General features: G+C 31.9%; 13 protein-coding genes. 2 read left to right on the top strand and 11 right to left on the bottom strand.

Annotation, left to right across the window (positions count from 1 at the left end):
- Positions 1-99 precede the first annotated feature (99 nt).
- The 11 genes from LQ693_RS10735 to LQ693_RS10785 all read right to left on the bottom strand — a co-directional run bounded on the left by LQ693_RS10735 (position 100) and on the right by LQ693_RS10785 (position 11,393).
- Positions 100-1,359 carry an aminoacyltransferase gene (locus tag LQ693_RS10735; protein WP_049318918.1) on the bottom strand — a complete coding sequence of 420 codons (1,260 nt, stop codon included), beginning with the start codon at positions 1,357-1,359 and terminating at the stop codon, positions 100-102.
- A 32-nt stretch (positions 1,360-1,391) separates the two neighbouring features.
- Positions 1,392-2,645, bottom strand: coding sequence for an aminoacyltransferase (locus LQ693_RS10740; RefSeq protein WP_103361009.1), 1,254 nt, complete (start codon positions 2,643-2,645; stop codon positions 1,392-1,394).
- A gap of 145 nt (positions 2,646-2,790) precedes the next feature.
- Entirely contained in the window at positions 2,791-3,450 is a 660-nt protein-coding gene (locus LQ693_RS10745) for a type 1 glutamine amidotransferase domain-containing protein (protein WP_037587994.1), read from the bottom strand.
- An 80-nt stretch (positions 3,451-3,530) separates the two neighbouring features.
- Positions 3,531-4,262: a tryptophan synthase subunit alpha gene (trpA, locus tag LQ693_RS10750; protein ID WP_103361008.1), complete on the bottom strand. Its 732-nt coding sequence runs from the start codon at positions 4,260-4,262 to the stop codon at positions 3,531-3,533.
- Positions 4,255-5,472, bottom strand: coding sequence for a tryptophan synthase subunit beta (gene trpB, locus LQ693_RS10755; protein ID WP_103361024.1), 1,218 nt, complete (start codon positions 5,470-5,472; stop codon positions 4,255-4,257). The genes trpA and trpB overlap by 8 nt, the downstream gene beginning before the upstream one ends.
- 5 nt (positions 5,473-5,477) lie before the next feature.
- Positions 5,478-6,095 carry a phosphoribosylanthranilate isomerase gene (locus LQ693_RS10760; RefSeq protein ID WP_103361007.1) on the bottom strand — a complete coding sequence of 206 codons (618 nt, stop codon included), beginning with the start codon at positions 6,093-6,095 and terminating at the stop codon, positions 5,478-5,480.
- Entirely contained in the window at positions 6,085-6,879 is a 795-nt protein-coding gene (gene trpC / locus LQ693_RS10765) for an indole-3-glycerol phosphate synthase TrpC (protein WP_103361006.1), read from the bottom strand. Before trpC ends, LQ693_RS10760 begins: the two co-directional genes overlap by 11 nt.
- On the bottom strand, positions 6,863-7,879 hold the full coding sequence (trpD, locus tag LQ693_RS10770; protein ID WP_103361005.1) for an anthranilate phosphoribosyltransferase: 1,017 nt from the start codon (positions 7,877-7,879) through the stop codon (positions 6,863-6,865). The genes trpC and trpD overlap by 17 nt, the downstream gene beginning before the upstream one ends.
- Positions 7,845-8,441, bottom strand: coding sequence for an anthranilate synthase component II (locus LQ693_RS10775; RefSeq protein WP_103361004.1), 597 nt, complete (start codon positions 8,439-8,441; stop codon positions 7,845-7,847). Before LQ693_RS10775 ends, trpD begins: the two co-directional genes overlap by 35 nt.
- Positions 8,438-9,841 (bottom strand): anthranilate synthase component I, encoded by a 1,404-nt coding sequence (locus LQ693_RS10780; RefSeq protein ID WP_103361003.1) that lies wholly within the window; start codon positions 9,839-9,841, stop codon positions 8,438-8,440. The genes LQ693_RS10775 and LQ693_RS10780 overlap by 4 nt, the downstream gene beginning before the upstream one ends.
- A gap of 505 nt (positions 9,842-10,346) precedes the next feature.
- A complete protein-coding gene (locus LQ693_RS10785; protein ID WP_107565507.1) occupies positions 10,347-11,393 on the bottom strand; it encodes a M42 family metallopeptidase in 1,047 nt (348 codons plus the stop codon).
- 113 nt (positions 11,394-11,506) lie between these two features.
- Here LQ693_RS10785 and LQ693_RS10790 point away from each other — a divergent pair, with 113 nt between their 5' ends.
- Positions 11,507-12,598 (top strand): prephenate dehydrogenase, encoded by a 1,092-nt coding sequence (locus LQ693_RS10790; protein ID WP_103361001.1) that lies wholly within the window; start codon positions 11,507-11,509, stop codon positions 12,596-12,598.
- Between the two features lie 173 nt (positions 12,599-12,771).
- A partial coding sequence (locus LQ693_RS10795) for a transposase (protein ID WP_239734012.1) occupies positions 12,772-13,028 on the top strand: 257 nt, incomplete at its 3' end.

A 13,028-nucleotide genomic window follows, 5' to 3' on the forward strand; every position in this document is an offset into this window, starting at 1 on the left:
TATTATGTAAACTAATTGATAGAAGAAATATGATATGTGCCGCTAACCCCATATTTAACACAAAAAAAAGCTGAAATATAAATTTCAGCCTTTTTTTGATTACTTTTTAATTTTAGATCGTACTTTTTGGATTACATTGTGTAAGAAATATTTTTTCTTATTGATTGGTTTATAGAAATCTCCGATTAATTCTTCGATTTGAACGTTAAATCCTCGTTTAAATCGGTATACACCGTAATCTTCGCTATCTTCAGTGAAATCTCCTGATAATCCGTAGAAATTGTATCTATCGAATCCATTTTCGAAACAATAATTAATCATATGCCAATGCATCATATATGGTCCCATAAAGTGATTGTATTTTTCACTTGAGCCACCTGAGAAATAATTGATTTCATATGCATTTTCAAAGAATACACCTGAAGCTAAGTTTAAGATTTCGCCATCTGTTTTAATAAGTTCGCTTGTTTCTAATAATTCTTTCTGTGCATGGTCGATTAAACGATCTGTTTCAGCAATTTTCTTTAATTGTTTTTCAGATTTGTTTTCTTTCGCCATCATTTGATCGCGTTTTGTTTCTAATTCATTTAAATTCTCTTGAGTTGATTGAATATATTCGTTTAAATCGATATATGCTAATGGTACTAATGCTTTAGAACCATATGTATCGATAAAGTTTAAGAAATATTCATCTGTCTTAGAAATAAAGCCAGCTCTTTCTTCTGTTTCTCTATATAATTTAAAGAATATATCTAATTCATCGCGTTCTAAGAAACGTACTTTAACACCGTAATTATGCGCTTTATTGACGTTACGTTTTCTTTGGCTGTCGAATCCTTTTTTAACTTCTGCTAATGTTTTATCTTTTAAGTTCAAGACACCCATCCATCTTACTTGGCTTGATGGATCATATTTAGTCGTAAAGCCGTGATGATCATAGCCTAGTGATTTAATCAGATCAACGATTTGGTCATTAGCGCCATCTTCTTTAATTTGTTTAATATCTTTATCGTATATATTGTAAATCCAGTATGGATCGACTTTAACATATAGACATTGATGCTGTTTTAAGTACTTTTCAAGTGCTTTGAAGTAATATGTCACTAAATCTAGATTGCTATAATCCATTACCGGACCACGATTTGAATAATACACATAACTACCTAATGTTGGTATTTTAGAGAATAAACTTGCTGCAACGACTTGATTATTCTCATCTTTAACACCTAATAATACAACTTGAAAACCATCATTTTCTCTCGTCTTGATGTTTTCTTTTACTTGAAAGTAGTGACTTTCGTATCGACTATCAGATACGAACTCATCATATTCAGTAACCGTTAATTCTGTAAATTTCATATTATCTAAATTCCTCTCTTACTGAAAATCATTTATTTTTTTAATACTTTTTTTAGTGTTGTATACGCTTTGTACGCTGGTTTATTAATTGGTTTAACGAAATCACCAATATATTCATAAACATCTGCATTGTAACCTTTTTTAAATTTAATAACGCCAACATCAGGTGCATCTTCTGAGAAGTCTCCGCTAATACCATAGAAGTTATAACGGTCAATATTGTGATCTAAAGCGTATTTAATCATTTCCCACTGAATTGCATAACTACCTGCAAAGTGACGATATTCATTTGATGAACCACCTGCATAGTATACAACTTCAAATGGATTAATAATGAAGAAACCTGCTGCTATTGGTAATGTATCTCCATGTTCTTGTTGTAATTGACGTGCTTCTTCTAATTTAGCTTCATTTGCTTCTCTTTGCTGTTTTAAATTGTCTATTTTATTAATTGTCTTTTGATTATCTGGTTTCTTTTCTAAATCTTTTTCAGCTTTCGCAATATCTTTGTTGTATTGTTCATGGTCTTTTTCTAATTGTGGAATGTAAGTTTCAAAGTCTATATAAGCTAAAGGAATCTTTACATTTTCAAAGTATTTTAATCTGTTGTAATAGAAGTCATCGCCACGATCGTTGAAATCTTTCTTCTCTGTTGTATCTTCCATAAATTGACGGAATATCGGCATTTCATCTTTAGATAAGTAACGTACTTTAACACCATTTTTTTGAACTTTTTTAGTATTTCTTTTTCTCAAACTATCCATGTTCTTGATGAGCGTCTTTTCGTCCATACCTTCTAAATCAAGTACAGAATGCCATCTAATTTGATGTATTGGGTGGAAACCAGTTGTGAAGCCTTGATGTTCATAGCCTAATGATTCAAATTGTTTAATTAAACCATCACGGTTGAATGATTTTTTAATATTGCCATCATGATCTCTTAATTGATATGGCAAGTAAGGATCGATTCTAAAGAATAATCCCTTATAACTTTTTAAATAGCTCACGATTTCTTTAAAGAAAAAGTCAACAAGTTCTTTGTTGTCATAATCCATTACTGGTCCTCTATTTGAGTAAAAGTAATTAAACATCTTCATAACTGGTACACTTGTTAACAGACACGCAGCTAATACTTCACCTTGATTATCTTTGACCCCTACTAAATGTGTTGAAGTGCCTTCAGATGTTTTTAATTCATAATTACCTACTGCTTGTGTAAAATGCGCGTACGGCATTTTATTTGTAAAAGCTTCAAATTCACCAGTTGTTAAATTTGTAAATTTCATTTATACAATACTCCCAATCTCATTTTTATGTATTTGTTACAATTATACAATATTTTGTCTTTATTCTAAAATAATACTCATTACTATACCATTATTTCATAAATAAAAACCTACCAAATGGCAGGTTTTTATTTATATTGCTTAACTATTTTAATACATTTACAAATTTTTCGGCAACCTCTTCACTAGAATTCGGATTTTGTCCTGTGACAAATTTACCGTCTGCAACTGTATGCGATTCAAAGTCAGCACCTTTAACGAATCGAGCACCTTGCTTTTCAAGTTGTGTTTGTAGCAAGAATGGTACATCATTTTCTAAATTCATTGCTTTTTCTTCACTATCAGTAAAAGCAGTTAATTTAACACCATCCACTAAATAGTTCCCATTTGGAAGCTTAGCGCCAACAAATGCACTTGGACCGTGGCAAACTGCACCAATCACCTTATCGTTATTTCTATAATATGCTAGCATATCTTCCAAGTCTTCATTATTTGGGAAGTCAAATACTGTTCCATGACCACCAGGTAAGAATATGCCATCATAACTCTCAAACACGATGTCTCTAATACTATATGTTTGTTGTAACTTTTCTAATACGTCATGATATTCTTTCGCTTCGTCATTTTGAGTTGAATTTGGATCTATCGGAACACTGCCACCTTTTACAGATGCAATATCCACTTCTAATCCATTTTTAATAAATACTTTATAAGGAATTGCTGCTTCTTCTAGCCATAACCCAGTTGGTTTTCCATCTTTAAATTGAGATGCATTTGTAACAACTATGAGAACTTTTTTGCTCATTAGAAACACTCCTTTTCATTTGTTAATGTCGATTATACATGAAGTGTGTTTCTTTTTCTTCTATTAAGGGTTATGCTTTTTTAATCTTCATCTAAAGCTTTTCTAATACTTTGTAAATATGCTTGAGTTTGTTCTATTGAATCATTCTTTAATCTTTTAACAATTTCACTACCAATCACAATGCCGTCACTAAATGACTTTATTTCTTTAGCATGTTCTTCAGTTCTAATACCAAATCCACAAACAACTGGTACATTAGCATGTTGTTGTATAAATTTAATTTTATCTTTTAAAGATTCGTGGAAACCTCTGCCATCACCAGTCGTCGCATTCATTGTAACTGTGTAAATAAATCCTTCTGCATGCTCAGCTATTTGCTTAATTCGTTCATCACTAGAAGTCATCGCAATTAAAGAAATTAATTTAATGTTTTTAGGCTGTAAATGCTTTTTAAATCTTTGTCCAAGTTCAAATGGTAAATCTGGAATGATTAAACCGTAAACATTTGCTTCAGCAATTCGTTCTATAAAAGAGTCGACACCATAAGCATCAATTAAATTATAATAAGTCATAAATAAGTATGGCGTATTGATTTCATCTTTATGTTCAATCAGTTGATCAATAATTTTATTAACAGACATACCTTGTTTAATGGCTTCTTGTCCAGCTGCCATAATTGTTGGACCATCAGCTACAGGATCTGAGAAAGGTAAACCAATTTCTATATAATCTGCGCCATTTTCGTCCATAAGTTTGACTGAATCTATAAAACCTTTGTTCCCCATGACATATGGTATAAATAATTTATGCATGATGATCCCCCTTCTCTTGCATATACTTTCTAATTGTTTCCATGTCTTTATCTCCTCTACCAGAAACCGTCACAACAATAATTTCATCTTTATCCATTGTTGGCGCTAATTTCTCTACGTAACTCAATGCATGCGCACTTTCAATAGCTGGAATAATACCTTCTAATTGTGTAAATTTAATTAGCGCATCCATCGCTTCAGTATCACTTGCATTCGGATATTGAACACGACCAATATTGTTATAATAACTATGTTCTGGACCTACGCCTGGATAATCTAATCCTGCTGAAATTGAATGCGCAAGTTCGACTTGTCCATTTTCATCTTGAATTAAATACATTCTAGAACCATGTAACACGCCTGGTTTCCCTTTTTCAATAGCTAAAGCGTGTTTAGTAGTATCTACACCTTCACCAGCAGCTTCAACGCCGTATAATTTAACAGACTCATCATTTACAAATGGATAGAATGTACCAATTGCATTTGAACCGCCACCAATACATGCAACGACTGCATCTGGTAATCGAGATTCTTTCTCTAATATTTGTTTCTTAATTTCTTTACCAATCACACTTTGTAAATCTCTTACAATTGTTGGGAATGGATGTGGTCCTAGCGCTGATCCAAGTAAATAATGTGTATCTTCAACATGTGAAACCCAATATTGTAATGCTTTATTTACTGCATCTGATAGCGTACCTTGTCCGTCTGTGACAGGTACAACTTTAGCGCCTAACAATTCCATTCTGAACACATTTAATGCTTGTCTTTCAATATCTTCTTCACCCATAAATACGATAAGTTCCATATCAAACAGTGCTGCAATTGTTGCACTTGCCACACCATGTTGACCGGCTCCAGTTTCAGCAACGAGCTTTCTTTTACCCATTTTTTTTGCGATAAGTGCTTGTCCTAATGCGTTATTAATTTTGTGAGCACCAGTATGATTTAAATCTTCTCTTTTTAAGTATATTTTTGCGCCGCCAAGTGCTTCTGTATAACGCTCAGCATATGTTAAAGGTGTTTCTCTACCTACATAATCTTTTAAATAAGCATTTAATGTTTTATGAAATTCCGGATCGTTTTTTAATTGTTGATACGTATCGTTTAATTCTTGTATAGCTGGCATTAATGTTTCTGGTACATATTGGCCACCAAATTCACCGAAAAATCCTAATTCATCTGCTTCTAATTGTATATTTTTATTCAATTCAATCATTCCTTTACATATGTTAGTAATGCTTTAATTTTTTCTTTATCTTTGTGTCCGTTCGTTTCAATTCCACTTGATATGTCATAACCATTATGATTAAAGTTTAATGATTCGATTTGTTTAATTTTATCTATATTAATACCACCAGCAATTAAATACGGAATATTGTTTAATGCATTTAATATGGACCAGTCATAAGATACCCCAGTACCACCATAATCTTTTGAAGGCGTGTCAATTAAAAATAAATCTACTTCATTTTTAAAAGCTTCTATATTAGTAAGTAATTGATCATTAGCTGGTAAAGCTTTATAAATTTTAATATGTGGATACTTTTCTTTAACCTCTTGTATAAATGATACAGATTCATCACCATGAAATTGAAGTGTATTAATAGAAGTTTCTCGATTAAGTTCATCAATTTCTACCATCGTTAAATTCACAACGACAGCTACGATATCAATCGTTTGGGGAATATCTTTACTTAATGACTTTATTTCTTCAACAGATACATATCGTTTACTTTTTGGATACGTGATAAATCCAATTGCATCGACATGATTCAATACAGCTGTTTCGATAGCTTCTTTATCTTGAAAGCCACAACATTTAATAAACATGTTGCTCACCTTGTTTTTCTAGTCGTAAACTTGGTAAAAATTCATCTAAGTTTGGATGTTTCATTAATGATTCCCCAATTAGTGCGCCATCAATACCACTACCGATAATACTTTTCACATCATCTAAAGTACGAATACCACTTTCAGAAATGTATGTCACACCTGGTTTAATTTGTGTTAAGATCTCATTTGTATGTTTAACGTCTGTGACAAATCTTTTTAAGTCACGATTATTAACGCCAATTAACAGTGCACCAATTTCATGTGCAATATCGAGTTCTTCTTTATCATGCACTTCGACAAGTACTTCTAAACCTTTTTCTGTCGCATATGCGTATAAAGTTTCGAGTTCTTCTTTTGATAAAATATTCACGATTAATAATACGATAGAGGCACCAACATGATGTGCTAAGTCAATTTGTCTTTTATCAATCATAAAATCTTTACATAATACAGGTAATGTCGTCTTAGTTGTTAAACTTTGTAACCTTTCGTAACTACCGTCGAAATATTTTTCATCCGTTAATATAGATATAGCAGATGCACCGTATTGTTCATATAATTTAATTTGAGTAGCCATATCTCGTTTCGGAATATCTGATACTGTAGGACTTTTTGCTTTTAATTCAGCAATAATATTTAATTTATTATCATGCTGTGTACGACTTAAGAAAGATGTTTTATGTTCTACATCGACTTTCTCCAATGTGTTTAATTTTTGTTCATAATATTGATTATTTAGTAATGTTTTTTTATATTCTACAATCTCATCCAATATTGTCATAAACTTTGCCTCCTACAGCTTCTAATATATTTAATGCATGTTTATCATCTATTAAAGACTCTGCTAACGTAATACCCTCTTTGATAGAGTCTACTTTTTGACCAGCATATAACGCTAAAGCAGCATTTAATACAACGACATCTCTTTTAGGGCCATGATCTTGTCCTGTTAAAATATCTAAAGTAATGACTTTGTTTTCTTCAGGTGTTCCACCTTTTAATGATTCGTTAGGCGCTGATTGTAATCCGTAGTCTTCAGCATTTACAGTATAATGTTTAATGCCTTCATCTTGAGATACTTCATATATAATGTTGTCACCAGATAAAGTAGCCTCGTCCATTCCACCTGCACCATGCACGATAATGGCACGTTTTCTTCCTAATTTATAAATAGCTTCAGCAATAATTTTAAGTTTCGTTTCATCATAAACGCCCATCACTTGATAATCTAAATGATATGGATGAATCATTGGTCCAAGTAAATTAAATGTTGTTGGTGTTGGTATTGATTTACGAACAGGTTGGACAGTTTTCATAATCGGGTATGTTTCAGTTGCACTTAAAAATGCTAAATTTGTTGCATTCACTTTTTCTGTCGCATCTTTAATAGGTGTTGTTTGAATATTTAAAGCAGATAAGATATCAATGCTACCTGTTTTAGATGTAATACTTTTATTACCATGTTTCAAAACTTTTAAGCCAGCTGCCGCAACGACAAATGAAGCGGTTGTTGAAATATTAAAGCTGCCAGAATGGTCACCACCTGTGCCACAAACACAAATACTATCTTCTAAATAAGGTCTTTCTTTATATGTTGTTTCGATTAAACTTTGACTTAAGTTCGATAATTCATCTGATGTTTCACCTTTCATACTTAATGCCACTAAATGTGCAACCTTTAATGATACATCTGCTTGTTCATCCATCATTAAATCTACAAATGATTTCATTTCTTGTTGCGATAAATCATGATACTGAATGAGTTGTTTTAATGTGTTCATAATTTGCACCTTCCCTTGTTATGTCGATAAAAGCTTTTACAATTTCATTTCCATGATCTGAAGCAAATGATTCAGGATGAAATTGTATCCCAAAATGTGGTTTTACTTTATGTTCGAATGATTGTATGGAATCTTTCGTTCTTCCTGTAATTTTTAACGTGTTCGGAAATGTTTTTTCATCACTAATTAATGAGTGATATCTCATAATATTAAAATGCTGCTCGCATTCTTGATACAATTTAGAAGTTTCGATAATATCAATTTGATCTACTTTACCGTGTTTAACTTCTTTCCCGACGACAACTTCTCCACCGTAATATGTTGTTAAAGCTTGAGCACCTAAACAAATACCTAATATCGGTTTATCTTTATATGCTTCTATTAAATTTTTTAAGTCTTCTGTATCATCAGGATGACCAGGTCCTGGAGATATAACTAATCCATCAATATTTAAATTGAACGGTGCCTCATCCGGATGATAGATCACGACATCATCATGTTGCTTAATTAAATCTACTAAGTTATATGTGAATGAATCATAATTATCAATTACTAATATCATGGTGTAACCTCCAATAAACTTTTTGCTTTGATCATCGTTTCTTTTAATTCTTTTTGTGGGTTTGAATCATATACAACACCGCAGCCAGCTTCTACATTTACATATTCGTTATCTACAACCATTGTTCTAATTGTTAAAGCAAAATCTAAATCATGGGTGCAATTAATATAGCCAACACCTCCAGCGTATATCCCGCGTTTTCTTTTTCTGCTTTCATAAATTCTTGTGATTGCTCTCGTCTTAGGTGCACCAGATACTGTTCCTGCTGGTAATAAAGCTGTAATCATTTGAAGCGGTGTAATGTCTGGTCTAATTTTACCTTCGACGATTGAGACGATATGCATAACATGTTCAAATCTTTCAACAGTCATTAACTTAGGCATATATACTGAACCTGTTTGAGCAATCATATTTAAATCATTTCTTCCAAGATCGACAAGCATACGATGTTCAGCTAATTCTTTTTCATCTGTAATCAGTGCAATTTCATTTTGTTTATCTTCTTCTTCTGTTTGACCTCTTTTGTTTGTACCTGCTATCGGGTTCGTTGTAATGATGTCACCTTGTTTCTTAATGAAACTTTCTGGTGAAGATCCGATGATAGTTCTTTCTTCATCGTCAATGTAATACATATATGGACTTGGGTTTTGTCTTTTTAAATTTTTATATATTTGAAGCTTCAATGTATCTTTATGTTGTTCGTTAAAGTAATGTTTATATTTATAAATTCTTGAAGGTACGACTTGGAACATATCACCTTTACTAATAAGCGATTTATAATATTCGACTTCTTGCATGAAATCTTCTTCACTTATATTTGTTTCAAGTTCACCTCTTAATGTATGATCAATTTTATTTTGAAATAGTGAAATATCTTTTAATGTTTCAACCATTTTATTGAGCTCATGTTCAACTTGTGTTTCTGTATTCTGACTAAAAAGATTAGATGTGATAACAAACAATTCTTCTTTAAAATGATCAAATACGTATACAGATTCAACGAGATTAAATGAAGCGTCTGGGATATCTGATTTCAATTCAATTTGTTTAAGTAATTTATTTTGATACCTAATTAAATCGAAACTACAGTACCCGATCATGCCAGACACAAATGGTAAATGTGTTAAAGCTTCTGGAACTTCATCAACTTTCATATCATTGATGAAATCCTCTAATGCTTCATATGGACGTTCATTTATAAGTTGTTCATCTTCATTTATGAATATTTGTAAATAATTATCATATAAATTCACTTTTCCAACTGCATCAAATGCTACAATTGAAAATCTACCTTTCATTTGATCTGTACTGGCACTTTCTAAAATCATTTTCTTACGATTTATTTGTCCTAAAGTTTCTGGGGTAATATCAGCATTTAACTTTTTAAATTTAATAATCATCTTAATCCTCCTTAATAAAAAACCGCGCATAAACATCCTAATTAAACAGGACGCTTATGCGCGGTACCACCTTCATTAATAAGTCTAGAACTTATTCACTCATTAAATATTCAATTATTTCTACATGGTCCCCATTTCTAAATTAAACTGTGTTAGTTTACATCAACCACTAACTTTCTGATTGCTACAGGCTTTAATTTATACTTATGACCACTGATTTAGGTATACAAAAAGACACCACAGTATACGCTATCTGTAAGGACGCGTTACCGTGGTGCCACCTTAGTTAACATTGAATTTCATGTTCACTCTAAATTTCATTTAATTGATAATTTGAAAGCCCAATTCTCTCTATGTGTGTAGTGCTAATTTACATCAACCATTAGCTTTCTATTTGCTACTATCAACACGAGATACTCATCTTTCAAATTCCGAATGATTTCTTCGGATTAATTAAATATCACTATACGAGAATAAATTTTAAATGTCAACCCTTAAATTCTGATTAGTTTTTAATTTCTGATAAACAATATGCTCTTAATAACTTTTCACTTTCAAGAATTGAATCTTCATGTGTGCGTTCTAAAGCGTGTGAAGATTCAATACCTGCACCGAATAATCCATGTCTAATATCAGCGCCTGCATGTAAAGCAGCAGAAGCATCAGAACAATAATAAGGATATATATCTAATTTATATTGAATATCATTTTCTTTACATAAATTGACTAAATGATTTCTTAAACCTACATGATATGGACCTGAAGCATCTTTTACACAAATAGATACTGTGTATTCATCAGAAGCTTGCCCATCTCCTAATGCACCCATATCAAATGCGATAAATTCTACAACTTTATCTGAAATACTTGAATTTGCACCATATCCAATTTCTTCATTGTTTGATATATAAAATTGTGTCGTATGTGGTAATTCGACATTTTCTTCTTTAAGATATTTTAAAAATTGTAATATCATCGCAACACTTGCTTTATCATCAAGGTGACGAGATTTAACAAATCCTGATTCTGTATGCACAAATCTTGGATCGAAGCTCACAGCATCTCCAATTTCAATACCTAATGCTCTTGTATCTTCAGGATTAAATGTTTTTTCATCTAATCTGACTTCCATATGTTCGGCATTTCGTGGAATTTCAGTATTATTTTTATAAACATGGACACTTGTTTCATGTAAACAAATGGTACCTGTTATTTCTTTTCCACTTTGCGTAGTGATGGTACAAAATTCCCCTTCAATCGCATTCCAACTAAATCCCCCTATTAAATCTAATTGCAATCTACCATCTTCTTTAATATCTTTAACAATTGCACCTAATGTGTCTACGTGTGCTGTAATCAGTCGTTGTGCATCTTCATTTTTTCCTGGTACGTTGATAAATAATCCACCTTTGTGTGTTACACTCGTATCATAATTTAATGACTCAGCAACTTTTCTACAATATTCAACTGCTGGATCAGCAAATCCCGATGGACTATTAATGTATACAAGTTCTTTAATTGTATCGATCGTTTCTTTTACGTTAATTGTCATATTACCACTCCTTATACATTTATTATCATTCTATACTTTTAAAAAAATAAATCAATAACACTTGCTTTCACACGCTAACTTGCTTTAAACTATTAAAGTATTGGAGGGATTTTATGCAACACGTATTTATAGTTGGACTAGGATTAATTGGTGGGAGTTTAATACAAAATATTAAATTTTATCATCCCAATTTACATATAACAGGTTACGATTATTTTGAAAAACATTCAGAAATCGCATTATCTATGAAAATTATAGATGAAATCGCAACAGACTTTGATTCTAGTGCTCGTCAAGCAGATTTAATTATATTAGCCACACCCGTACAACAATCAATCGAATACGGTAAGCGATTATTAGAGATTGATACTAAACCAGGATTAATCGTTACCGATACAGGTAGTACGAAATTAGGATTAAGTTCACTAGAATCACAATTATTAGAACAAGATATTCATTTAATCGGTGGACATCCAATGGCAGGTAGTCATAAGTCAGGTGTCACAAATTCTAAAAAACATTTATTCGAGAATGCTTATTATGTATTGATATATGATCAAGCGATAAATGAAGCGGCTTATAGTGAAGTCAAACATTTGCTAGAACCGACTAAAGCAAAATTCATCAAAATGTCAGCAAAAGAACATGACTATGTAACAGGTGTCGTCAGTCATTTTCCACATGTCATCGCATCAAGTTTAATTCATATGAACGAAGAAAATACACAAATTTCAGAATATGTCAGATTGTTAGCAGCAGGCGGTTTCCGTGACATCACACGTATCGCGAGCAGTAATGCTGATATGTGGCGCGACATCACATTAGAAAATAAAGAACATCTTGTCACACTTATGGAAAATTGGATTGAACAAATGACACATACGAAAGAAATGATTGAAGAAGGAAATCCAGCATTAATTCATGATTTTTATCAATCAGCCAAAACATATAGAGACCAACTCCCTATAAAAGAGCAAGGTGCCCTAACTTCAACATTCGATTTATATGTTGATATCCCAGATAAACCCGGTATGATCAGTGAAGTAACAAGAATACTCGGACAAAATCACATATCAATAACAAATATCCGAATATTAGAAGTAAGAGAAGATATTATGGGTGCATTAAGGTTAAGCTTCAAATCAAGCACAGATAGAGATAGCGCAATCGAAGCCTTACAATCATTTGATACGTATACATTGTAATATTGAATATCGAGATTAGGAAAAAAAGCCAAGAGATTTAAGGTCTCTTGGCTTTGTTTTGATTTGAGTAAATGATTGTGGATGACCTCTTGGCTCAAATTGAGCATTAAGCCATGCCTGATGTGAACCCAAATATTTGACCTAAACAAATCAAATTATTGGGGTGCATTCTTATGATGAAAAAATATGATTTTAAATTCAAAATAAAACTTGTAAAAGAATATTTAGAAGGAAATCAAAGTTATAGAACAATTGCTTTAAAATATGGTGTTTCAAGTTGGTCTGTCATTCGGATTTGGGTCAATCAATATAAAGAGTTTGGAGAAGAAGGTTTAGAAATAAAAAGTAGAAATACTGTTTATACTAGCGAATTTAAATTATCTGTTTTAAAATTTAGACAAGAAAATATGTTGTCTTATCAAGATACTGC

Origin of the sequence: Mammaliicoccus sp. B-M6 (assembly GCF_022386965.1) — a bacterium.
Classification (GTDB): domain Bacteria; phylum Bacillota; class Bacilli; order Staphylococcales; family Staphylococcaceae; genus Mammaliicoccus; species Mammaliicoccus sciuri_A.

What these genes read in the sequence shown, in the direction of transcription:
- LQ693_RS10790 (WP_103361001.1), top strand. Translation starts at nt 11,507, where the DNA reads ATGCAACACGTATTTATAGTTGGACTAGGATTAATTGGTGGGAGTTTA.
- trpD (WP_103361005.1), bottom strand. Translation starts at nt 7,879, where the DNA reads ATGAACACATTAAAACAACTCATTCAGTATCATGATTTATCGCAACAA.
- LQ693_RS10745 (WP_037587994.1), bottom strand. Translation starts at nt 3,450, where the DNA reads ATGAGCAAAAAAGTTCTCATAGTTGTTACAAATGCATCTCAATTTAAA.
- LQ693_RS10780 (WP_103361003.1), bottom strand. Translation starts at nt 9,841, where the DNA reads ATGATTATTAAATTTAAAAAGTTAAATGCTGATATTACCCCAGAAACT.
- LQ693_RS10735 (WP_049318918.1), bottom strand. Translation starts at nt 1,359, where the DNA reads ATGAAATTTACAGAATTAACGGTTACTGAATATGATGAGTTCGTATCT.
- trpC (WP_103361006.1), bottom strand. Translation starts at nt 6,879, where the DNA reads ATGACAATATTGGATGAGATTGTAGAATATAAAAAAACATTACTAAAT.
- LQ693_RS10740 (WP_103361009.1), bottom strand. Translation starts at nt 2,645, where the DNA reads ATGAAATTTACAAATTTAACAACTGGTGAATTTGAAGCTTTTACAAAT.
- LQ693_RS10760 (WP_103361007.1), bottom strand. Translation starts at nt 6,095, where the DNA reads ATGTTTATTAAATGTTGTGGCTTTCAAGATAAAGAAGCTATCGAAACA.
- LQ693_RS10785 (WP_107565507.1), bottom strand. Translation starts at nt 11,393, where the DNA reads ATGACAATTAACGTAAAAGAAACGATCGATACAATTAAAGAACTTGTA.
- LQ693_RS10775 (WP_103361004.1), bottom strand. Translation starts at nt 8,441, where the DNA reads ATGATATTAGTAATTGATAATTATGATTCATTCACATATAACTTAGTA.
- trpA (WP_103361008.1), bottom strand. Translation starts at nt 4,262, where the DNA reads ATGCATAAATTATTTATACCATATGTCATGGGGAACAAAGGTTTTATA.